Origin of the sequence: Clostridium cylindrosporum DSM 605 (assembly GCF_001047375.1) — a bacterium.
GTDB lineage: Bacteria > Bacillota > Clostridia > Clostridiales > Caloramatoraceae > Clostridium_AB > Clostridium_AB cylindrosporum.
Genome location: NZ_LFVU01000003.1, coordinates 27,612 through 49,947 on the forward strand (window position 1 = coordinate 27,612; position 22,336 = coordinate 49,947).

Annotated in this window: 28 protein-coding genes; all 28 read left to right on the forward strand. The window is 33.7% G+C overall.

What is annotated here, in order from left to right:
• The first annotated feature begins 80 nt into the window (after positions 1 to 80).
• The 28 genes from CLCY_RS01530 (at position 81) to CLCY_RS01660 (ending at position 22,139) form a co-directional block, all read left to right on the forward strand.
• Positions 81 to 677 (forward strand): hypothetical protein, encoded by a 597-nt coding sequence (locus tag CLCY_RS01530; RefSeq protein WP_048569382.1) that lies wholly within the window; start codon positions 81 to 83, stop codon positions 675 to 677.
• A complete protein-coding gene (locus tag CLCY_RS01535) occupies positions 637 to 2,478 on the forward strand; it encodes a phage terminase large subunit family protein (protein ID WP_423230484.1) in 1,842 nt (613 codons plus the stop codon). The genes CLCY_RS01530 and CLCY_RS01535 overlap by 41 nt, the downstream gene beginning before the upstream one ends.
• A 2-nt stretch (positions 2,479 to 2,480) precedes the next feature.
• Positions 2,481 to 2,717: a DUF6148 family protein gene (locus CLCY_RS01540; RefSeq protein WP_048569384.1), complete on the forward strand. Its 237-nt coding sequence runs from the start codon at positions 2,481 to 2,483 to the stop codon at positions 2,715 to 2,717.
• Between the two features lie 52 nt (positions 2,718 to 2,769).
• Positions 2,770 to 4,314, forward strand: a complete 1,545-nt coding sequence (locus CLCY_RS01545) for a phage portal protein (RefSeq protein ID WP_048569385.1) — start codon at positions 2,770 to 2,772, stop codon at positions 4,312 to 4,314.
• Positions 4,295 to 5,329 (forward strand): head maturation protease, ClpP-related, encoded by a 1,035-nt coding sequence (locus CLCY_RS01550; RefSeq protein ID WP_048569386.1) that lies wholly within the window; start codon positions 4,295 to 4,297, stop codon positions 5,327 to 5,329. Before CLCY_RS01545 ends, CLCY_RS01550 begins: the two co-directional genes overlap by 20 nt.
• Positions 5,329 to 5,673 (forward strand): head decoration protein, encoded by a 345-nt coding sequence (locus tag CLCY_RS01555; protein WP_048569387.1) that lies wholly within the window; start codon positions 5,329 to 5,331, stop codon positions 5,671 to 5,673. The genes CLCY_RS01550 and CLCY_RS01555 overlap by 1 nt, the downstream gene beginning before the upstream one ends.
• A 49-nt stretch (positions 5,674 to 5,722) precedes the next feature.
• Complete coding sequence (locus CLCY_RS01560) at positions 5,723 to 6,763, forward strand: major capsid protein (RefSeq protein ID WP_048569388.1); 1,041 nt, start codon at positions 5,723 to 5,725, stop codon at positions 6,761 to 6,763.
• A gap of 11 nt (positions 6,764 to 6,774) precedes the next feature.
• Positions 6,775 to 6,987 carry a DUF7210 family protein gene (locus CLCY_RS01565; protein ID WP_048569389.1) on the forward strand — a complete coding sequence of 71 codons (213 nt, stop codon included), beginning with the start codon at positions 6,775 to 6,777 and terminating at the stop codon, positions 6,985 to 6,987.
• A 36-nt stretch (positions 6,988 to 7,023) separates the two neighbouring features.
• Entirely contained in the window at positions 7,024 to 7,359 is a 336-nt protein-coding gene (locus tag CLCY_RS01570) for a hypothetical protein (RefSeq protein ID WP_048569390.1), read from the forward strand.
• Between the two features lie 2 nt (positions 7,360 to 7,361).
• Positions 7,362 to 7,946, forward strand: a complete 585-nt coding sequence (locus CLCY_RS01575; protein ID WP_048569391.1) for a phage tail protein — start codon at positions 7,362 to 7,364, stop codon at positions 7,944 to 7,946.
• Positions 7,946 to 8,464 carry a hypothetical protein gene (locus tag CLCY_RS01580; RefSeq protein ID WP_048569392.1) on the forward strand — a complete coding sequence of 173 codons (519 nt, stop codon included), beginning with the start codon at positions 7,946 to 7,948 and terminating at the stop codon, positions 8,462 to 8,464. The genes CLCY_RS01575 and CLCY_RS01580 overlap by 1 nt, the downstream gene beginning before the upstream one ends.
• Before the next feature lie 13 nt (positions 8,465 to 8,477).
• Positions 8,478 to 9,920 (forward strand): phage tail sheath protein, encoded by a 1,443-nt coding sequence (locus CLCY_RS01585; RefSeq protein WP_048569393.1) that lies wholly within the window; start codon positions 8,478 to 8,480, stop codon positions 9,918 to 9,920.
• Positions 9,920 to 10,438 (forward strand): phage major tail tube protein, encoded by a 519-nt coding sequence (locus CLCY_RS01590; protein ID WP_242844923.1) that lies wholly within the window; start codon positions 9,920 to 9,922, stop codon positions 10,436 to 10,438. Before CLCY_RS01585 ends, CLCY_RS01590 begins: the two co-directional genes overlap by 1 nt.
• Positions 10,439 to 10,469: 31 nt before the next feature.
• Complete coding sequence (locus CLCY_RS01595; protein WP_048569395.1) at positions 10,470 to 10,784, forward strand: hypothetical protein; 315 nt, start codon at positions 10,470 to 10,472, stop codon at positions 10,782 to 10,784.
• A gap of 151 nt (positions 10,785 to 10,935) precedes the next feature.
• A complete protein-coding gene (locus CLCY_RS01600; RefSeq protein ID WP_048569396.1) occupies positions 10,936 to 13,140 on the forward strand; it encodes a tape measure protein in 2,205 nt (734 codons plus the stop codon).
• Positions 13,130 to 13,348 carry a tail protein X gene (locus tag CLCY_RS01605; RefSeq protein ID WP_048569397.1) on the forward strand — a complete coding sequence of 73 codons (219 nt, stop codon included), beginning with the start codon at positions 13,130 to 13,132 and terminating at the stop codon, positions 13,346 to 13,348. Before CLCY_RS01600 ends, CLCY_RS01605 begins: the two co-directional genes overlap by 11 nt.
• Positions 13,349 to 13,351: 3 nt before the next feature.
• Complete coding sequence (locus tag CLCY_RS01610; RefSeq protein ID WP_048569398.1) at positions 13,352 to 14,281, forward strand: phage late control D family protein; 930 nt, start codon at positions 13,352 to 13,354, stop codon at positions 14,279 to 14,281.
• Positions 14,278 to 14,481 (forward strand): hypothetical protein, encoded by a 204-nt coding sequence (locus CLCY_RS01615; protein WP_048569399.1) that lies wholly within the window; start codon positions 14,278 to 14,280, stop codon positions 14,479 to 14,481. Before CLCY_RS01610 ends, CLCY_RS01615 begins: the two co-directional genes overlap by 4 nt.
• 1 nt (position 14,482) lies before the next feature.
• Complete coding sequence (locus CLCY_RS01620; RefSeq protein ID WP_048569400.1) at positions 14,483 to 15,094, forward strand: phage tail protein; 612 nt, start codon at positions 14,483 to 14,485, stop codon at positions 15,092 to 15,094.
• An 8-nt stretch (positions 15,095 to 15,102) separates the two neighbouring features.
• Entirely contained in the window at positions 15,103 to 15,402 is a 300-nt protein-coding gene (locus CLCY_RS01625) for a GPW/gp25 family protein (protein WP_048569401.1), read from the forward strand.
• Positions 15,395 to 16,537 carry a baseplate assembly protein gene (locus CLCY_RS01630; protein WP_048569402.1) on the forward strand — a complete coding sequence of 381 codons (1,143 nt, stop codon included), beginning with the start codon at positions 15,395 to 15,397 and terminating at the stop codon, positions 16,535 to 16,537. Before CLCY_RS01625 ends, CLCY_RS01630 begins: the two co-directional genes overlap by 8 nt.
• Positions 16,538 to 17,191 (forward strand): phage tail protein I, encoded by a 654-nt coding sequence (locus CLCY_RS01635; protein WP_048569403.1) that lies wholly within the window; start codon positions 16,538 to 16,540, stop codon positions 17,189 to 17,191.
• Positions 17,192 to 17,205: 14 nt separating this feature from the next.
• Positions 17,206 to 18,105 (forward strand): phage tail protein, encoded by a 900-nt coding sequence (locus CLCY_RS13270; RefSeq protein ID WP_053083224.1) that lies wholly within the window; start codon positions 17,206 to 17,208, stop codon positions 18,103 to 18,105.
• Positions 18,106 to 19,536 (forward strand): ligand-binding sensor domain-containing protein, encoded by a 1,431-nt coding sequence (locus CLCY_RS01645; protein ID WP_048569404.1) that lies wholly within the window; start codon positions 18,106 to 18,108, stop codon positions 19,534 to 19,536. It begins immediately after the preceding gene.
• Positions 19,537 to 19,553: 17 nt separating this feature from the next.
• Complete coding sequence (locus CLCY_RS01650; protein WP_048569405.1) at positions 19,554 to 19,880, forward strand: hypothetical protein; 327 nt, start codon at positions 19,554 to 19,556, stop codon at positions 19,878 to 19,880.
• A gap of 1 nt (position 19,881) precedes the next feature.
• A complete protein-coding gene (locus CLCY_RS13865; RefSeq protein WP_200899954.1) occupies positions 19,882 to 20,034 on the forward strand; it encodes a hypothetical protein in 153 nt (50 codons plus the stop codon).
• A 164-nt stretch (positions 20,035 to 20,198) separates the two neighbouring features.
• Positions 20,199 to 21,407, forward strand: coding sequence for a hypothetical protein (locus CLCY_RS01655; protein ID WP_048569406.1), 1,209 nt, complete (start codon positions 20,199 to 20,201; stop codon positions 21,405 to 21,407).
• A 285-nt stretch (positions 21,408 to 21,692) separates the two neighbouring features.
• Positions 21,693 to 22,139 (forward strand): sunset domain-containing protein, encoded by a 447-nt coding sequence (locus CLCY_RS01660; RefSeq protein WP_048569407.1) that lies wholly within the window; start codon positions 21,693 to 21,695, stop codon positions 22,137 to 22,139.
• The last annotated feature ends 197 nt before the right edge of the window (positions 22,140 to 22,336 follow it).

Below are 22,336 nucleotides of genomic sequence, written 5' to 3' on the forward strand. Positions count from 1 at the left end.
TTGCGAATCCCAAAATACACGCAGATACAAAAAAAATTAAAAGGCCGTTTCCTTTGCCTTAATATGAGAGGAGGTAGCTTATGAGTGAAAAAGAAGACGTAATTATAAACTCTAAAAAATCTGAAGTAGATAATGTAGTAGTAGCTGGTAGCTATCTAGCTAATATTTTTGGCATTACAGATAGAAGAGTAAGGCAGCTTGCCGAGGAAGGGATTATAGTTAGAGTCAAAAAAGGGAGATATGATTTAGTTGAAAGCATAAAAGCATATATAGTTTACCTAAAAACTAATCAAGACATTAAAGAAAGTAAAAGTGATGCAGACCTAGACTATGACAGAGAAAAAGCTATGCATGAAAGGGTAAAAAGAGAAATGGCAGAGCTTAACCTAGCAGAGATGAAGGGGCAAATTCATTATGCAGATGATGTAGAGAATGTTATGAATGACATGCTATCTAACTTTCGAAGCAAAGTCCTTTCAATGGCTTCTAAGCTTGCACCTATTTTAATAGCTAGAAGTGATGTTAATCAGATACAGGATATGATAAATAAAGAGTCCTATGAGGTATTAGAAGAGTTATCAAATTATGACCCTAGATTATTCTATTCAGAAAAATATATTGATTTAGAAGATGAGGGTGAGGATTTTGACCAGAAACATGAAGAAGATAAGGAATAGAACCTTAACTTTATTTAAAAACATATCTAGTATATTGGCACCACCTCCAGTATTAACTATAAGTGAGTGGGCAGATAACTATCGTATGCTTTCAAGTGAAGCAAGTGCAGAGGCTGGAAGATGGAGAACTGACAGAGCACCTTATCAAAGGGGCATGATGGATGCAATAAGTGATAATAGTGTAGAAACAGTAGTAATAAAATCATCTGCACAAGTAGGGAAATCTGAAATACTCCTTAATACAATAGGTTATTACATAGATTATGATCCCTCACCTATTCTTTTATTACAGCCTACAGTTGATGGAGCTAAGGACTTTTCTAAAGACCGCATAGCAACAATGGTTAGGGATACACCAGCAATAACTGAAAAAGTAAGTGATTCTAAGGCAAAGGATAGTAACAATACTATACTTCATAAGATATTCCCAGGAGGACATTTAACTTTAGTTGGGGCAAATTCTCCAGCGGGTCTTGCAAGTAGACCAATTAGGGTACTCCTTGCTGATGAGGTTGATAGATATCCAGTATCAGCGGGAAGTGAAGGTGATCCTTTGGCACTTGCTGAAAAAAGAACAAAAACTTTCTGGAATAAGAAGAAGGTATATGTATCAACTCCAACAGAAAGAGGAGTATCGAGAATAGAGTTTGAGTTCGAGGATAGTACACAGGAAGAGTGGTGTTTACCTTGCCCATGTTGTGGAAGGTATCAGCCTTTAGTGTGGGCTCAAATCAAATTTGATGATGTAACTATGGAGTGTAAGTTTTGTAAGGAACGCTTTAAGGAACATGAATGGAAGGCACAGGAAGGTAAATGGGTTGTAGGTAATCCTAATGCATCTGAAAGTAAAAGAGGGTTTCATATTAATGCCTTGGCTTCACCTTGGGAAAGATGGGATACAATTATCAAGGAATTTAAAATAGCTAAAAAGGATAAGGAAAAGCTTAAAACTTGGGTTAATACAACTCTTGGTGAGTCATGGGAAGATGATGAAGGTGAAAGTACAGATGAAAACACTTTAATCAAAAGAAGAGAAACATACAATGCAGAGCTTCCAGAGGATGTTTTAGTTTTAACTGCAGGTGTTGACGTTCAAGATAACAGACTAGAACTTGAAGTTGTAGGATGGGGAGTAGATAAAGAGAATTGGGGAATAGAGTATAAAACCTTCTATGGTGATTTAGGCCAATCGGCTATATGGAATCAGCTTGATGAGTATCTTATGAAAGATCTCTACTTCAATGATGGTAGCTCATTAAAAATATCATGTATATGTATTGACTCAGGGGGACATTACACAGATGAAGTATATAAGTTTACTAAGGGTAAAGAACATAGAAGAATATTCGCTATAAAAGGCTATGGAGGAGACAAGCCCTTTATAGGGAAACCTTCAAGAAACAATAGATATAAGGTGGCATTATTCCCTATAGGTGTTGATTTAGGGAAGGAAAATATTTTCTTAAGACTTAAAACAGAATTTGAAGGTCCAGGATATAGCCATTTCCCAACTGAAACAGAAAAGGGATATGATGAGGTATATTTTAAGGGTCTTTGTAGTGAAAAAAGGGTGCTAACACATACGAAGGGAGTATCTAGTTTTAAGTGGATTAAGAAATCAGGTAGAAGAAATGAGCCGCTAGATGTTAGAAATTATGCTAATGCAGCATATGAAATACTAAATCCTAATGTAGATATGTTACAAAAGTTAAAAAGAAAAGGTGATTATTATAGTCAATCACCTATAAAAGGAACTAAAAAAGTAGTGAAGAAGAGAAGAATGATATCAAAAGGGGTGTAATTATGGGAGCATGGACATTAGAAGTAGCTAGAAATCACTTAAATGCATGGTTAGAAGCTGAAATTGCAGTATCAACAGGACAAAGCTATCAAATAGGTTCAAGACAACTTCAAAGGGCCAATCTAGGGCAAATAAAAGAACAAATTAGGTTTTGGAAAAATGAAGTTGAGAAATTAGAAAGAAAATCTAGAAGAGGTGGAACCAATAGGGTAATGGGAGTCATTCCAAGAGACTTTTAGGAGGTGATAACTTGGGATAGTTAATAGAATATTTTCTTCAGTTGCTCCACAAATGGCATTAAAGAGAGCAGTTGCAAGAAAACAGCTTGAAATACTAAATGAAGGATATAGTCACCATGGAGCAAGTAGGAAAAAGAAAAGTCTAAGAGGATGGATAAGCTCAGGAGGTTCATCTAAAGAAGATATAGATGATAATCTAGAACTCCTAAGGGAAAGGTCTAGAGACCTTTATATGGGAGCACCATTTGCAACAGGTGCAATTAAAACAACTAGAACCAATGTTATTGGTAGCGGACTAAGACTTAAGTCACAAATAGACTATGAATACTTAAATCTTGATTATGAAGAGGCGGCAACATGGGAAGCTAATGTTGAAAGAGAATTTAATCTATGGGCAGAGTCAGTTAATTGTGATTCACAGAGAATGAATGATTTCTATGAATTGCAACAGCTGGCTTTTTTAAGTTGGCTTATGAGTGGTGAATGCTTTGCTCTACTTCCATTTATCCCTAGACCTAATATGCCATATGACATAAGGGTAATGCTGATTGAAGCTGATAGGGTTTGTACTCCAGTACCTGAGCCAAAATCAGTTAATAAAATAATAAACGGTGTAGAAGTTGATAAAAATGGAGCAGTACTTGCTTACCATATAGCACAAAGGCATCCAGGAAGTAGAGATTTTAAGGAGAAGCAAAAATGGAATAGAGTAGAGAAGTTTGGAGCAAAAACAGGAAGATATAACGTAATTCACTTGATGGAAAGTGAAAGGCCAGAGCAAAGGCGTGGTGTTCCTATGCTTGCGCCGGTTATAGAGTGCCTAAAACAGCTAAGTAGATATACTGAAGCTGAATTAATGGCAGCAGTAATCTCAGGTATGTTTACTGTTTTTATAGAGTCACAAAATGAGAGCTCAGATGGTATGCTTGGAGAAATGATTGATGAAGAGGACCAGGTATCAGATAGTGAATATAACTATGAACTTGGAAACGGTGCAATTGTAGGTCTTGCTCCAGGAGAAAAAGCAAATATAGCAAACCCAGGAAGACCAAATACAGCCTTTGACGGTTTTGTAACTTCCATATGTAGGCAAATAGGGGCGGCAATTGAAGTTCCCTATGAACTTCTTATAAAGCACTTTTCAGCTTCATATTCAGCATCTAGGGCTTCACTATTAGAAGCGTGGAAAATGTTTAGAATGAGAAGAAGTTGGATGGCAAATGATTTTTGTAAGCCTATTTATGAAGAGTGGCTTTGCGAGGCTGTAGCAAGTGGAAGAGTATCAGCACCGGGATTCTTTAATGACCCTATGATTAGAAAGGCATATTGTGGTGCTGAGTGGAATGGCCCTTCACAAGGTCAGATAGATCCACTTAAGGAAGTTAATGCAGCAGAAAAAAGAGTTGCAAATGGCTTTAGTACTAGAGCTAGAGAAACACAGGAACTTACAGGAGGTGATTGGCAGAAGAACTATAGGCAAAGGGTAAGAGAAGAAAAGCTAATGAGGGAAGGAGGACTAATTTCAGATGGGCAAGTTTTGGACATTCAAGAACCTAGGGACACAGAAGGGGGAACTAATGCTATATGGCCCGATTAGTGAAACAAGTTGGTGGGGAGATGAAGTAACCCCTAAACAATTTAGCGATGACCTAAAGGCATTAGGAGAAGTAAGTGAAATAGATGTTAGGATTAACTCCTCAGGGGGAGACGTATTTGCAGCACAAGCAATAAATGCTTTGCTTAGGTCTCATAGGGCAACTATTAATGTATTTATTGATGGTTTAGCTGCAAGTGCAGCAACAATAATAGCAATGGCAGGGGATAAAATATATATTCCATCAAGTGCCATGATGATGATACATAATCCTTTAGTAACACTTTGGGGTATGTATAATAAACAGGATTTTGAAAGTATGACAGAGGTGTTAGACAAGGTAAAGGATTCAATAATAAATGCTTATGCAGTCAAAACCGGTAAGGATAAACAAGAGTTGTCAGACATAATGGACAATGAAACTTGGTTTACAGGTGCAGAGGCAGTTGAACAGGGTTTTGCTGATGAATTAACAGATTCTGATACAGAGGCTTTTATGAATGGAAGCTTCATGGTTGTAAATAATGTTAAGTTCGATGTTAGTAAGTTTAAAAATACTCCTAGAGTATCTAATAAAATTAATAATTCTATAAATCAAGTACCTCAAATTACAAATAAAAAGCAAGGAGATGGAAATATGACTTTAGACAAGTTGAAAAATGAATATCCAGAACTATTTAACCAAGTTTTAAATCAAGGTAGAGAAGAAGGCATTAAGGCTGAAAGAGATAGAATACAAGCTATCGAGGATATATCAGTTCCAGGATTCGAGGACATGGTTCAAGATGCTAAGTTTAATAATACAATTACTGCTGAAACTTTAGCTATGAATATAGTTAAGGCTAATAAAAATATTGGAACAAACTATATGAATAGCGTTAAGGAAGATGCAGCGGGGATAGATAATATTGAAGGTGATGGAGCACCTACAAATAAGGCAACAGAGGAAGAAAAAATATATGATGTGGCAAATAAAATGGCTAATTCAGTAAATAAAGTTAGAGGAGGTGCTAGATAGTGGCATACAGGGAAACATCAATATATAATCCAGATAATCTATTAATTGCAACTACATGTCAGGTAATTTCTGATGATGTTATAGTAGCTGCAAATCAAACACTAAAAAGAGGACAAGTATTTGAACTTGATGCTTCAGGTAATGCAATAGCTCCAACAGGAGTAATAGACCCTGCTAAGGTATATGGGATTATGGCAGAGGATATTGTAACAGGAGATACTACAGCAGTTGGAGTAGCATATATGAATGGAGAGTTTAGTTCAAGTAAGGTTATTTTCCCTGAAGGGAAATCAGAAGCAGATTATAAAGTTCCACTTAGAAAATTAGGAATTTTCCTAAGATAGCTAAGTAGGAGCTTTTTTTATTATTCAAATTTAGGAGGAATCAAGATATATGAATATGTTTGCAACTAGAACAATGATGGCAGCTGTACAAAGAATGGCTCCAGTTCACACATTTTTAAGGGACACATTTTTTAGGAATGTAGCAACTTTCCCAACTACCAAGGTAGATGTGGACTTTAAGAAGGGCAATAGAAGACTTGCCCCATTTGTTCACCCTGTAATAGGTGGAAAGGTTATGGAGCATCAAGGATACCAAACAGAAAGCTATAGCCCACCACTTGTAGCACCTGATAAGGTTACAAAGGCATCTGATCTTTTAGATAGATTACCAGGAGAAAATATATATTCTCAAAGAACTCCAGAGGATAGAGCTATTGAAAGATTAGGGTTAGATTTAGCAGAGCTAGATGAAACAATTACTAGAAGAGAAGAATGGATGTGTGCACAGGCACTATTTACAGGAAAGATTCCAGTAGTAGGTGAGGGAATTAATGAAGTTATAGATTTTGGCTTTAGTAATAAAGAGACACTTTCAGGAACGTCACTTTGGAGTGACCCTGCATCAGACCCTATAGCTTATATTAAGGCAAAACATACATTAGTCCAAAAAACAGGATTTGTTAATTGTGATATCTGCATAATGTCATATGATGTTGTTCCAGCATTTATAAATCACCCAAAGGTTAAGGATGTACTGGATAAAACAAAAATGGAATATGCAACTATAGCACCAAGACAACTACCAAACGGTGCAACATATGTAGGTACTATTAACGAACTAGGTTTTGATATTTATCAATACAATACATGGTATGTAGATGATTGGACAGACCCTAAGAATCCCGTTACTTTACCACTTGTGCCAGAGGGAACTATTGGGCTATTTAGCACTCAAGCTAATTACTCATTAGTGTATGGTGGAGTTGAAGTAGCAGATGAAAAGACAGACTCAATCACTATAGTAGAAGGTACTAGAGTTCCTACATCATGGGTAGAAAAAAGACCAGCAAGAAGAATACTTAATGTTAGTGCAAAACCACTTGCAGTTCCACATGAAGTAGATTCATGGTTTATAGCAAGGGTTGCATAGGAGGAGTTTAAATGGATATAAAGGTATTAGACAATATAAATCACAATGGGAAAAGTTATAAGCCAGGGGATATAATGCGTAAGGTAACCAAAAAAGATGCTGAAAGACTTATAAACCTTGGAGCAGCTGAGGAAACTGAAGAAACATCAGATGTAGATGCATCAGATGAGTATGATGATCTAGAGGATGAATCCAGTAATGAAGATGCTAAAAAAAACAAATAGCTAGGAATATAAGAAATAAATTTAGGAGGAGTAGCTATGTATATTACTAAAAGTGCTAAGGATTTTTTTCAAGATGATTTAGATGTCATGTTAAACCTAGAAGAGTTTGCAGAGGAACGTAATATAGATGGCACAATCCTAAATGTAGTAATAGATAATGATAGACTTCAAGAAAGAGCTAAGAAGGAATATGAAGGAATATATGTAGGGGATATACTTTATTATGCAAAGGTATCAGATTATAAGGAAAATAATATGAAAAAGCCTAAGCCTGATAGTATTCAATCCTTTAATCGTAAACAATATATTGTTTTTGATATAAGGGAAGATAATGGACTCTATGAAATTATTCTGAAGTATAACGGTAATTAATTATGGCTTCAAGTGTATTTATTCAAGAAAAGGGTCTTAAATCTATTTCAATAGAATTAAGTAATTTTCCAAAGCAGATACCAGGAGCAACAGCTTCAGCTTTAAATAGAACGCTAAGTAATACTATAACTAACTCAGCAAGAGAAGTTACACAAAAGTATGCCATAAAGAATGGGGATGTTAAGTCTACAATAAAGGCACATAAGGCTAGTAAGTCAAATCTCTATGCATATATGGAATCAAGAGGGCCAACTATTGCCTTAAGTAAGTTTCCATATAAGCCTAAAAAATATAGTAAAAAAGCAAAGGTAGTAAGTGTTAAGGTTCAAAAGAGTGGATATAAGGCAATAAATACTTCCCCTAAAGCCTTCGTTCAAACTATGAATGGAGCAACACATATATGGAAAAGAGAAGGTAGCAGGAGGACTCCTGTAGTTCTTTTAAGAACATTATCAGTTCCGCAAATGCTAAGTAATCCAGAAACTATTAAGAGAATACAAGATACATCAGCTAAGAAGTTAGAGGAGAGAATAGAGCATGAAATAAAGTGGAGACTTGATAAGGCAGCTGCTAAAGGGAGTAAGTAATGGTAGATGATAAGATATTAGAGGGGATAAAAACCTTTCTTATAGAAAATGTTGCAAGTAAGATACGATTAGAAAAGCCTATTGAAGAAGATGAAGAAGAATATCAACTTGTAAACCCAGCGGTTTTTGTTGGTTGGATACCACCTAAAAACCACTTGCAAGAATATGGGTATGATATACCTTCAATATTAGTTATGCAAGATGGAGGAGAAGATGATATAGATGAAGCTAGCCTTGATATAAGATTAGGCATAGCTACATATGATCCAGGACATACGGAAGGTGATATCACAAAGCCAAATTCTAAGGGTTATAAGGATATATTAAATCTTATAACAAGAATAAGAGTTGAACTTTCAAATTCTACTTTAGTTGGCGGAATAACAGTTATAAAAAAACCAATAAGATGGGGACTTTATGAGGAACAGGCTTATCCTTATTGGAATGGATGGATAACATTTCGGGCAAGTATTATTCCAATGGGTCAACATGATCCAGAAATAGATAAACATTTATAAGGTGGTGCATTAAATGACATATAAACATGGTTTATACGGAGAAGTCGTACCAAGTAAAGAGGTAATAACCACTACAAAGGGTACAATACCTTTTTATGTTGGTACTGCTCCAGTTCATAGGCTTGCTAATAGTAAAGACGCTATTAACAGGCCTATTTTAATTAAGAACTTAGATGAAGCAGCTACAAAGTTAGGATATCAATCGACGGATGATTTTGATACATATACTTTATCCTCAGTGGTATATGCTCACTTTCAAAATAGCATTAAGCCGATTGGACCTATTATAGCGGTAAATGTGCTAGATGCTGAAATACATAAGTCTACAACAGCTACTGAAACTATAACTTTAGTAGAAGGAAAAGGATATATAGAAAAGGATGTAATACTAAGCACTGTAAAAATAGCTACTAAGGTGTTAGGAACAGATTATACAGCAGAGTATACAAAGGATGGTAAGGTATTGATAACTAGTTTAAATGGAAGTTTAGGAACTAGTGCAAGCGCATCATATAATTCACCTGATATATCAAAGGTTACTACAGCTGATGTAATAGGTAGCTACAGTGCAACTACAGAGGAGAGAACAGGAATTAAGTTACTAGATGTAGTTTATGAAGAGTTAAATTTAGTTCCGAATATTATCTCAGCACCAGGATTTAATCATAAGCCAGAGGTTGAAAAAGCACTTGTTAATGCATGTCAAAACTACGGTGGTAGGTGGAATGCTATACCAGTTGTAGATATTGATTCAGATGTAGCAAAGAATATTGTTGATGCAAAGAAGTGGGCTACAGCTAATGGTTACAATTCAAGGCTTGAAAAGTTATGCTGGCCAAAGGGTAAAGTAGATGGAAGGAGTATATGGATGTCTATTATTGCAATCGTTGATATGCAGCAAACAGACAATAGAAATAATGGTATACCATATGAATCACCTTCAAATAAACAGATTGGAATATCAGGACTAAGTGTTAATGGCAAGGATATAAGATTTAATATTGTACAAGCAAATGAGCTAAATGAAGTAGGAATAACTACAGCTATATACAATGGTGGTAAATGGGTTCTATGGGGACCACATATGGCAAACTTTAAATATGGTGAGGATATAAAGATTGAGGATGTATTCGATGTAAATGCAAGAATGAATATATATCTATTAAATGACTTTAAAACAAGAAATGTTGATTTAATAGACTCACCTATAGCAAGAAATGATATTGATGGAATACTTAACACAGAACAGTTAAAGCTTAATTCGTTGATATCAGATGGGAAACTATTATATGGTTCAATTGAATTTATGCCAGCAAGTAATCCAGTAGGAGATGTTATTCAAGGAGAATTTGTATTTGATTCAGCGGTAACAACTACACCACCAGGAAAGGCAATAACAAATAGGGTTCAATACACATCAGCTGGCATTGGAGCTTTAGTAGGAGGTGGTGAATAGTGGCTAAGATAGCTAATAAAACAATTAACTATTCTATATACGTAAGAGAAAATGGCAAGGCAACAAAGATAAACGATACAACAGGAGTACAGCTTCCAAGTATAGAGTTTCTAACGGATGCCATAAAAGGTGCTGGAATAATGGGAGAAGTAGACCTACCTTCATTTAATCAAATTGGAGCAATGTCTCTGGAGATAAGCACAAGAGTATCAAATGAAGACATGGGAGCCCTAGCACAGGCAAATGAAATAGAAATTAGATGGGTTACAGATGTTTTTGATACACAAAATATTAGAACAGGAATATTAGCACATAAGGCTTTCATAAATGGATCAATAAAGAAGATAGACGAAGGAAAAATTGAATCAAGTGCAGCTCAAGAAGGTGCATTTGAGTATGAGGTTTTTGCATACAAGAGAATAATTAACGGTAAAGAAGTATTGAATATAGATAAGTTCAATGGGATATATGCTGTTAATGGTAAAAATTTATTACAAGATGTTGAGTCAGCTCTTTAGGGCTGGCTTTTATTATTAAGGAGGTAATGTAATGTCAGTATTAAAACTTTCAAAAGTAGTTTCAATTAATGGAGAAGAAGTAAAGGAAATAGATTATGACTTTGATGATCTAAAGGGAGATAGCATTGAAAATGCAGTGAAAGCTATGCAAAAGCAAGGCTATGTTTCAACAGTTCAAGAGCTAGATCCTATTCTTCATGCGCATATATTTGCAGAAGCTTCAGGACTTGATTATTTAGATATTAAATCCCTTCCGGCAAAGGATTACTTAAAATGTGTATCGGCTGTAAGGGATTTTTTGCTAACAGATTCGGAAGTTTCCCAACAGGAGAATATATCAGAATAATAATAGCCCAGATAACTTTAGAAACTTCTAATAGTAGAAAAGAATGTCTTGAAATGCGATTAGTTGATTTAATTGAGTATTATGAAGCTCTTGCAGATGAATTTGATCGTAGAAATGAGGCCCAAAAGAAAAGTATGAAGGGAGGGAGGTAATGTCTAAAAACTTTACTACTAATGTAGTAATTGGAGGAAAACTAAATCCTTCCCTTAAGACTGCGTTTGATTCAGCATCTAAATATGCACAAAAGGCATCTCAAGTAATGACTAAAGCAAACTCAGGATTAGCTAAATTAGGTAGTACTGCTGGGGGGACAGCATCCAAGTTAAATGGACTTGGAAGGAGCCTAGGTGCAAGTTCAGGATTATCTAAATTAGGCAGTATAGCAAGTAGCACAACTACAAGAATTATGGGCTTAGCAAGTAGTTTAAGAGGTGTAGGTTCAGCAATAGCAGGCAGTGCTATTGTTCTCGGTGGAGGAGCTATGATTAAGCAGGCTGCAAGTGCTGAGCAATATAGAAATACACTTAATGTTGTGATGAAAGACCAACAAAAAGCAGGTGAAATGTATAAATGGGCAGTTAATTTTGCTAATAAGACGCCTTTCGAAACTGATGAACTAGTCCAGGCTACCGTTAAACTTCAATCCTATGGAGTAGAGGCTCAAAAAACATTACCTATGGTAGGGGATATGGCGTCTGCTATGGGTAAAGGATTAGATCAAGCAGTTGAAGCTATAGCTGATGCTCAAACAGGAGAGCTTGAGAGACTTAAAGAGTTTGGGATTACTAAACAAATGATAGTTGAACAAGGAGCAAAAAAGCTCGCAGGAGTAGAAATTGTTAATAATAAAGGACAGATAACAAACCAAAGGGCCTTTAATGCAGCTTTATTTAGTTTGATGCAAGAAAGATACAAAGGTGCAATGGACATACAGTCTAGGAGTATAAGTGGTCTATGGTCAACTATAACTGGAGTTGCAAAATCAGGGCTAACAGAAATAGCTGGGATAGATATAGAAGGAAATATTAAATTTGGAAGCTTTGCAGATAGATTAAGAACAGGGCTTGGTAAAGCTGCAGAACTATTAACCAAGTTTCAAGAGACAGGTGTATTTGGTAAAATAGGTGATGTTTTAGGTTCTTCAATGGGTAAGGCAGGAGATGTTTTTAAGAATATAGGAAGAATACTACAGCCTATGGCAGAACCCATTATGTCTTTTTTAACCACTATAGGTGGAAGTATAGAGAAGACATTTAATTCTTTAGCTACATCATTTGCACCTATAGGAGCTCAGCTTACAGATATCTTTCAAGGTTTAGCTCCAACAATAAGTCAAGTTTTTGATACCATGTCAAAGGCTTCATTTTTACCAATTATATTAAATGTTGTTCAGCAGTTGGCACCAATAATAGGTAACTTTGTACAAAAGCTATTACCAATGCTAGTTCCAGTAATAACTATGATATTAGATGCCGTTAATCAACTAATGCCTGTAATTATGCAAGCACTTCAGCAGATAATGCCTATTTTAATGCAACTAATAAGTGCAATATTGCCCATATTAGTACCTATAATTCAGGCCCTAGTAGCAGTTATTACACCTTTGATTCCAATAATAGCGCAATTAGTTCAACAACTACTACCTATTTTTGTAACACTATTTACAATGATAGCTAATATATTAACTTTTTTAGCTCCACTTATTCAAATTACGGCAACAGTAATTTCAGCAGTTTTATTTACTGCAATACAAATGATATTACCTATAATTCAATCTTTGATTACAGTTTTTACTGGGGTATTAAGTGTTATAAGTAACATAATTGCATTCGTTGTAAATGTATTTACGGGACAATGGGGAAGTGCATGGCAAAATGTAGTTAATATATTTGGAAGTATATTTGGATCATTAGCTGCAATTGCAAAGGCGCCTATAAATGCTGTTATAGGACTTATTAATAGTGCAATTAGTGGCATTAATAGCATTTCAGTTGATGTGCCAGATTGGGTACCAGGTGCAGGAGGAAAGAAGCTAGGATTTTCAATTCCTAAAATACCAATGCTTGCAAAGGGAGGTATAACACAAGGGGTTTCAATTGCTGGTGAAGCAGGACCTGAAGCAGTTATACCACTTAAGCCAAAGAATCCAAGGGCTATAAGTCTTCTAAATACAACAGCTAAAATGCTAGGAGTAGATAATGGGCAGGGAGGTGGCCCTGTAGTTATACATTATAGCCCTCAAATAATGGGCGGTGGAGCTGAAGTTGAAAAGTCTTTATCAAGTAGCTTTGAAGAGTTTAAGAGATGGGCCGAAGAGTACTTTAATAATGAAACGAGGTTATCTTATGGAGGATAATACATATTACGAGTATGAAACTCTAGAAGGGGATACATGGGATTCAATAAGCCTAGACTTCTTTGACGATGAAAACTATGTATCAGAAATAATGGCTATGAATCCAGAGTATATAAGTATATTGATATTTTCAGAGGGTGTTATTTTAAAGATTCCTGCACTTGAAAAAGTAGATGAATCTTCTCTTCCACCTTGGAAAAGAGGGTAAGATATGAAGCTAATATATGAAGGTGTGGATATAACTAAAGGTGTGGATATAATGCACGCTGTTATATGTGATAATGCAGGTGGTAAATCAGATGATTTAGAAATAATTTTCTCAGATAGAGAAAGAAATTGGAGTAGATGGAACCCTAAAAAAGGGGACAAGATTATACTTTCAAAAGATGCATTCTCATCTGGGAATATGTATGTAGATGACTTTTCACTATATAATGGCAAGTTTAAAATGAAAGCTAAATCATTACCCCTACATGCTAAAACACCTAAGGTTAATATGTGGGAGGAAATAAGGTTTATAAAGCTTGCGGAAGATATGGCAAAGGAAGTAGGACTTAAACTAGAGACCTATGATATTAAGGATTATTTATATAAGAGGATAGATCAAGTAGATATAAATAATATAGAGTTTTTAAATCAAAGATGTATACTTGAGGGTTATGGCCTTAAAGTTACAGATGATAAGGCCATTATATATGATGAAAGGGTATTTGAAAGATATAAGCCAGTTATTGATATTTATGAGGATATGCTATATAGCAATTATGAATTTAAATCATCATCTTTCGGTTTGTATTCAAGCTGCAGTTTAAGTTACTTAACAAGTGATAATAAACTTATTAATTATGTATATAGTCCTAATAATGCACCTAATGGGACAGTTATGAAGACAAATATAAGAGCAACAAACTTAGCTGAAGCAGAAAGGTACACTAAGAATTTATTAAGAAGTACAAATAAATTTGAGTATACAGGAAATTTTAGTATAGATTTAAATACAAGTTTAGCAGCAACAAATATAGTTGATGTAAAAGATTTAGGGTCATTTAGTGGTAGATACTTTATTGAGAGTATAAGGCATAATTTGATAAATAATATAAGTAGTGTTTCATCAAGAAAGATAATGGAGGAGCTTTTATGATAAGGAGAGGTACTATTTCAACGATTGATAATATAAAAATGAAAGCAAGAGTAACCTTCCCAGATTTAGGGAGTGGGGTATCATCGGAATTACCTATAGCTGAGAATTTATTTAGCTTGAAAGTTAATGATACTGTTGTAGTTGCTTTCTGGGGGAATAATCTTTCAGATGCGGTAATTATAGCAAAGGTGAGGGGATAAAATGCCTATTGCATCATTTGGTAAGAAGGTTTTTAGTGTTAGTTTAAATAGAGTATATACCTTTAATGGTTATACTAGAACATCAGCATTAAGTGTTGAAGAGCAAGAAGTAGCAGGAAGCAAGCCTTCCTCATATATAAAAGGTTCTGCACTTGATGATTTAGGTATAACTATTGAACTTAAGAAAATGAAGGGGATAGATGTAAGAAAAGAGATAAATGAGTGGATGGCTATAAAGGATTCAAAGACACCAGAAAACTTTATTTTAGGAGGCTCAAGAGTTGGAGCTAATAAATATTTATTAGTATCCGTTGGAGAAAGTGATGTACTTATAGATAATCAAGGGAGAGTTTTAAGTGCTAAAATTGACTTGAAGTTTAAAGAGTTTGTAAGGCTTGGCAAGAAAGAGGAGAAGCCTAAAACATCTAAAGATGATAAAAGTAAAAACAAGCGAAAAAATAGTAACTCTAAGAAGTCAAAGGATAAGGGAAAGAAAACAAGTGACAAAAAGAAGTCTTCAAATAAGAAAAGTGGCAGTTCTAGTAAGAGGAGCAGTTCGGCAGCAAGCAATAAAAAGGTAGAAGCACTTGAAAAAGAAATATTCGGGAAGTGATTAGTTAAATGGCTATATATAGTATAAGAACTGACCAAGAGATAAATTGGGGTGCTAAAGGAACAGAGAGGATACTTCAAAATATAGTAAATCTACTTAATACATTTAAATATGAAGTTGCCTATGACAGAGTATTAGGGACAAACCCAGATAATGTGGATTTGCCTAATGATAAAGTCATAGGAGGGATTATATCTGAAACCTATGATTTGATAGAACAATATGAGCCAAGGGCAACAATTATAGAAGTTGAAGTATTATGGGAAGGTGATAAGTTAGTAAGAAAGGTGGTACTTATTGTTGAGTGATATACAATTTGTTGAAGTAGATTCGAGTAAAATTCAATCTGATTTAATTAATTCATTTGAGGAAGCATTAGGTGAAACATTATATCCTAGTGATGAGCGAAGGATTTTTTTACAACAAGAAGTGCAAGTTATCGTAGGATTAAAAAATGATATTAATGATAGTGCTAAGCAAAATCTTCTAAGATATGCAAGAGGGCAATATCTAGAAGCACTTGGGGAGCCTTCAAGAACTGAAAGACTACCAGCACAGAGAGCAAAAGCACCTTTTAAGTATAGTTTATCTGAACTGCAAACATTTGATGTATTAATTCCAAAAGGCTCTAGGGTATCTCCAGATGGAGAGTTATATTTTGAAACAATAGCTGATGCAATTGTTAAAGCTGGAACAAAAGATATAGAAACTGTAATTATAGCTACAGATTCAGGAGAAAAATATAATGATTTTGAAATAGGTCAAATAAAAATATTAGTGGATCCTATACCATATGTTGAAAGTGGAATAAATACTGGAATATCCTTTGGAGGAGCAGATATTGAAGATGATGATAGGTATAGGGAAAGAATAAGACTTGCACCTGAAAGCTTTAGCACTACAGGGCCAGAGGGCGCTTATAAGTACTATGCAAAGTCAGCAGATCTAAGTATATCTGACGTTGCGGTTACTTCACCTTCTCCAGGAGTTGTAAGGTTAACTGTTTTATGTAAGGATGGAGCAATACCTCAACAAGGTATGTTAGATAAGGTTTTATCAATATGTAGTGATAGAAGTGTTAGGCCTCTTACTGATAAGGTCGAAGTAGGACCTCCAAGTATAAAAACATATGATATTACTCTTACTTATTATTTAGATAGAGAATATGCTACACAAGAGGGACTATATAGACAAGCTATTGAAGGAGAAAATGGGGCTATTAAAAACTATATAAGCTGGCAACAAGAGTGCTTAGGAAGAGATATTAGCGTAGATGAGTTAAGATACAAAATTCAAGATGCAGCTGTATATTATGATAGTAATAATATTAAACATACAGCAGTAAGAAGGGTGCAAATAACTTTACCTATTGCAACTATAGTTGGAGAAACTGAAGTAGCTAAGGTCGGTTTAGTTAGTGTAGTATATGGAGGGCTAGAGTAAATGAATTTAGAAAATGTAGATTTACTTGAATTACAAACTAGCTATATGAAAAATGACCCTACCACCATAGCAATGTGTAAAGCTTTAAGTCCTCAGTTTAGAAAGCTTGCAAATGAAACTAAAGCATGTTTGATTTATTCTAGAATAGATGATTTAGATGAAGTTGCATTAGATGAATTAGCATGGCAAATGCATGTTGATTTTTATACTTCAGATTTAAATATAGATATAAAAAGAAAGCTTATAAAGGAATCACTTTTATATCATAGAAAAAAAGGAACACCAGATATAGTAGAAAGAATGGCAACTACTGTTTTTGGTAGAAGTAAACTTAAAGAGTGGTTTGAATATGGTGGAAGTCCATATTACTTTAAAATGGAAGTTGAAATAACAAATCAAGGTGCTTCAGAGTATCAACTAAAACTACTAGATAACTTAATAAATGCATATAAAAATAAACGTTCCTGGTTAGAAAAAATAGAAATATTTTTAGCATCAATAGGGACTTTTTTTATTGCCTTTGCTTCAGTATTTAGTGAAGAAGTTACGGTTTATCCTTGGAGCATTAGTAGCATTGATGTATTTGCAAAGCTTAATATATCTACTGGAGTAAACTCCCTAGTAGAAACGTCTACAGTATACCCTAAGATTTAGAAAGGAGAAAAATTATGGCAGAAAGTTTTTATACTATATTAACTAATATAGGGAAAGGAAAGATAGCAAATTCTACAGCACTAGGAGTGAAAGTTAACCTAACAACCATGGCTATAGGAGATGGAGGCGGAGTTTATTATAACCCTACACAGGAGCAAACAGCTCTTAAAAAAGAAGTATGGAGGGGAGCAGTATCATCAATAAAAGTTGATGAAGCTAATCCTAACTGGATAGTAGTTGAAGCAATAATTCCTTCTTCAGTAGGCGGATTCATGGTTAGAGAGGTAGCGATTATTGATGATGCCGATGATCTAATAGGTATAGGCAAATATCCTGAAACATATAAGCCTATGGTCAGCGATGGAAGTGCTAAGGACTTATATGTAAGGTTCATTATGGAGGTAAGCAATGCATCAAGTGTTACGTTAAAGATTGACCCATCAGTAGTGCTAGCAACTAAAAAAGATGTACTTGAAATTGATAAGAAGATTACAGATCATTCAAATGTAAGTGCTTCAACTACTCAATATGGCCATGTTAAGTTAAATAATTCTCTTGCTTCCGATAATACAACCGAGGCACTAACAGCAGCACAAGGAAAAGTTCTAGATGAGAAAATTGAGTTGCAAAAGGCTGATATTAAGTCTTTAAATAAAGTTAAGAAGAATGTAACCATATTAACTATGGGATGGATTCAGGATAATACTATGGGGTTATATAAATATAAGATAGAGGATGTAGATATTACAGCAGATACTATAGTTGATATTAATATTAAACTTGCTGATTTAGAAAAAGCTTCTGACTTCAAAAGTGCTAATGAGAGTTTTCTTGGATATGTTGAAATATATAGTGATAGTGTGCCAACTGCAAATATAAGCTGTGACTTAAAAATTCAAAGGCAGGTGGCATAGATGGCAATAGGCAAAGTAAATGTAGGTGGAGGGAATAGTAAATTAATTAAAACATATTATGGATTGATAGCACCTACATCTCCAAAGCCCTATGATATTTGGGTAAAAATAGATACCCCTATAAAGCAAACTTTATTTAGAAATAGTATCCCAACAAGTGTAAAAGATGATACTCTTATTTTGACAACTGTTCAAAATACAAATGGAACCGGTGTTAGATATAACATGGAGGTAACAGGAGGTAAATTAAGTATTATTCAACAAGTTGTATATGCAGTTTTAAGAAAAAATGGTGTATGGGTTTATCCCGAAGTAAGAGTATATATAGATAATACCTGGAAATATCTTAGTGGAGTAAATCCTCAAAGTGCAGAAAGAAATATATATGAGGCTAAAAACATTGATACAAGTGGATGGCAGTTTTATAAAACTAAATTCGGAACTACGAACCATACACGAGTAAGTGACCCTACGAAGCCTTTAGCGATGTATTCTTCACAAAAGTTGGTTAGACATCCAAGTGGATTTTTATATTCAAGTTACACAAAAACACTTGCGAATTATGGAATATCAAAAGTTGATGAGGTTACAGGGGAGATGCTGTGGGAAAAGTTTCCTTCAGGTATAGCAAGTCATTTTGTATTAGCTATGAGGACGGATAGAGAAGGGAATCTTTTTTATGGTTTTTATACTAGTAGTACAACACCGAAAGCTTTTAGAATAGTCGATGGTGTTACAGGAGTTGATTTATATAGTGCGCTAGTAAATGATGTTCCGACAGAAAGAATAGACTTGTATAAGAGTGAAAGATTGGCTACAGTTTATGTGTATTCTGGAAACAGTGCTAAAATGTTTAATATATCATGGTCTAACGGGACTCCTACATTAACTTTAGTGGCTCAATTCACATCAATGCTTATATCTGGGAATACAAGGTATCCTATATCAGTAAAGTTTGATAGAAATGGAAATGTGTATGTACTATATCAAACAGGTAGATTATATAAATGGGATGGTGTTAATACTGGAAATGCAGGATTAACATTAGTGTATGATTGCAATAATAACAATGCAAATCATTTACTGATTGATGGGAATGGACATTTTTATATACATGGGTCAACAACAATATCGCAATACATTTCAAAATTAGATGAAAATTATAATCTAATATATACTTCAACAGATCTAAAATTCAATAGCTATCAAACACCTAAAGGTGGAAGTAGTACTTTAGAAACAGACAATACATTTATTATAGATACAGAAAATAATTTATATATTAAAAATTCTATAGATGGGAAAATATATCTTTTTGATAGAGTGGGTACTTTGGTATCAGAACATTTGGATATTACAAAAAATGAACCATTTACTCTAGAAATGGCTCAAATGACAACATTCCCTGAGTATTATACAGTTAATAAATAATTGAGGAGGGTTACTAAATGGCAATTTTATTTTATGAAAAGGTAACAGAAACTATAGGAAGAGTAACTAACATTCATTATAAGCCTGAATTACTACCTGAACACTTAAAAATTCAAGGTATTTATGTTAATGATGTTAATCAGATTCCAAAGGCAGAATTTATAGAAGGAAAAGATGCAGTTCTATATATAGAATTAGGAACACAAAGATTATATATAGAATATGTAGATAGACCGCCAACAATTGAAGAAGAATTAAAACTTTTAAAACAGGAGAATACGGAAGTTAAAGAACAAGTATCAAGTCTCGAAAATACAATATTACTAATGCAAGGGGTGATATAAAATGATAATACCTACTTTTGTAGATATGCTAGTTAGAAAAATAGAGTCAGGAGAAATTAATCCAGTTACAGGATTAGTTTTTACAGTTGAGGATATTAAGATAATTGAATATAAGAATGAAGTAATAAAGAGATTAGAAACACCAACAGATTAGTTAGGTGTTATTTTTATGTTTGAAATACAAAATATTAGGAAAATAAGACAGTGGATTTAGAATTGTTGAAAATCGAGTAGGGTTGCTATTATACAGTAATTTGATTTATTAACAATATATAGTATATAATTGGATGGTAAATATACGATTGGGGGAGTTTATAGGTGAAAAGAATTAAAAGTAAGTTATTAGGAGTTATAGTAGCTACATTTGTGGTATCCACATCAATATCTTTATTAGTAAATGATATAAGTATTGCTTATGCTACTACGTATCCATCTGAATCTAAGGTCTTAAAAGATGCCAAAGCTAAAATAAATCATTTGACTAAATCGCTTAAAACAAATTACTTAGGAATCAAAAACCAAGCCATGTGGCAAACCTATATAGGCGAAGCTAGAGAATTAATAAAAAAAATTCCAAATTCTGAAAAGGCCCAAAAGGATGCTTTAGCAGTGGAAGTTAATAAGGATGAAGCATTGGTTAATGGGCTAGCCAGAGTTAACCAAGTAGAAAAAAGTACAACACCAAAAGATAAAGGTGGATACGGAAATTCACTTATTATTAAAAATGCTGAAACATGGAATGAATATCTACGAATTGCAAAGATAGACCTAGAAAAAGTAGACAAGTCTATTTTTAAAAAGCAGTATGATGAATTAATTGGTAGATTAGATAATGTTTCTAAGATAGTTAAAGATATAGAAGATAAATTTCAAATTGAATATGATAGGGTAGTTAAATTGTATGAAGAAGCTAAGTCGTCTAATGATTTAGATAAGGCAAAAAATGCCCTTGCAGAAGCAGAAAAACTTGGTACTTGTGATAGAAGTGATAAGTTAGAAAAGGATATAAAAGCAATTATTGTTTCTAGGAAAGAAAATAAAGTTATTGGTAATTTAGAGAGTTTTTATAAAACATTACCTAGTATAGAAGTTGCATATTTTAAAGATGCGATATCAAAAGTAGATGTAGACATAATAGAAGTGGCAAGTAACTACATTTTATTAAAACCTAATAAAAATATACCAGTTGATTACATCACTTTAGGGTGGGAAAGCACGAAAGGAAAGTATATAAGAGATACTTTAACAGATAGAAAAGAAAAGGATTTAGATGAGTTTTCAAACTTAACTTCGACTATAAGCAAGATATTCTATGGAGATAGAGATTTTGTAGGAGCGTATAGTAATGCTTCAAAGTCATTAATAAAATACTGTAATGACAATGAAAGCAAAATAAGAAGCTCAAAAGATGGACTGGTAAGATTTGATGCTTATGATGTTAACGGTTTTACAGCAATGTATTCAATTTATAAATTCGATAATAGATTAACTTATATGATTACTATTTACGAAAAAACAACAATTTAACAATATTATTTCTTTGAATACATATTTTGTTAAAAAAGTAATAGTTTAACTTTTGTGATAATAAAGGAAGTTGATTTTAGAACAACTTATCAGGAGTGATAGGTTGTTCTTCTTTTATTTAATAATGAACAATAAAACTATACTAACAAAAGAAAAATTATGTGACATAAATAATGAGAAATATAACTTTTATTAGAGTATATAAAATAACAATTTTTGTAATATAAGACTTATATACTCTTAAAAAATAATATTTAATCGATATACCTCTTAGGAGGTATTTATATGTTTATCATTAAAATAGTTTGTTTTGTAGTTGCAGTTATAGCTTTAGTGCTATTTACAATAGCTGCTGTGAAGAGTAAAAAGGGTATTGCTAGCATGTTTCTGATTACATATATATTTTTCTGGGGACTACTGTGTTATAGTGCTTATATTGAATTAATATATTCAAGTGATGCTATTCCTATTGTATCTAATGTTAAGACTGAATCAGATACTAGTACTGACAGCGGAAAGAAAGCTGATATGCCGAATGGAAGTCTTTCTGATAAGGAAAATGACAGTAATGGAAATTCTAATGGTAAAATAGTAGGAAATAAGGATAGCATGATATATCATGTACCTGGTTCTACATATTACAATAAAGCAATAATAAAAGAAAGTAATAACGTATATTTTAATACTGAAGAAGAAGCTGTAAAAGCTGGTTATAGACCACCTAAAAAATAGGTCTTATCAACCTGAAATTGTATAAGAAAGGCACCCTAATAAGGGTGTATTTTTTATATCTATTTTTAGAAAAGCTATTGTAGATTAGTAGTAAGATATGTTTAGTAAGTAAATTGTTAAAGTGGAATAATAGTTCTAATATTGTTTTTTTGACATATTTATGTTAAATTCTCCTATGATACAAGTATTTCTACATA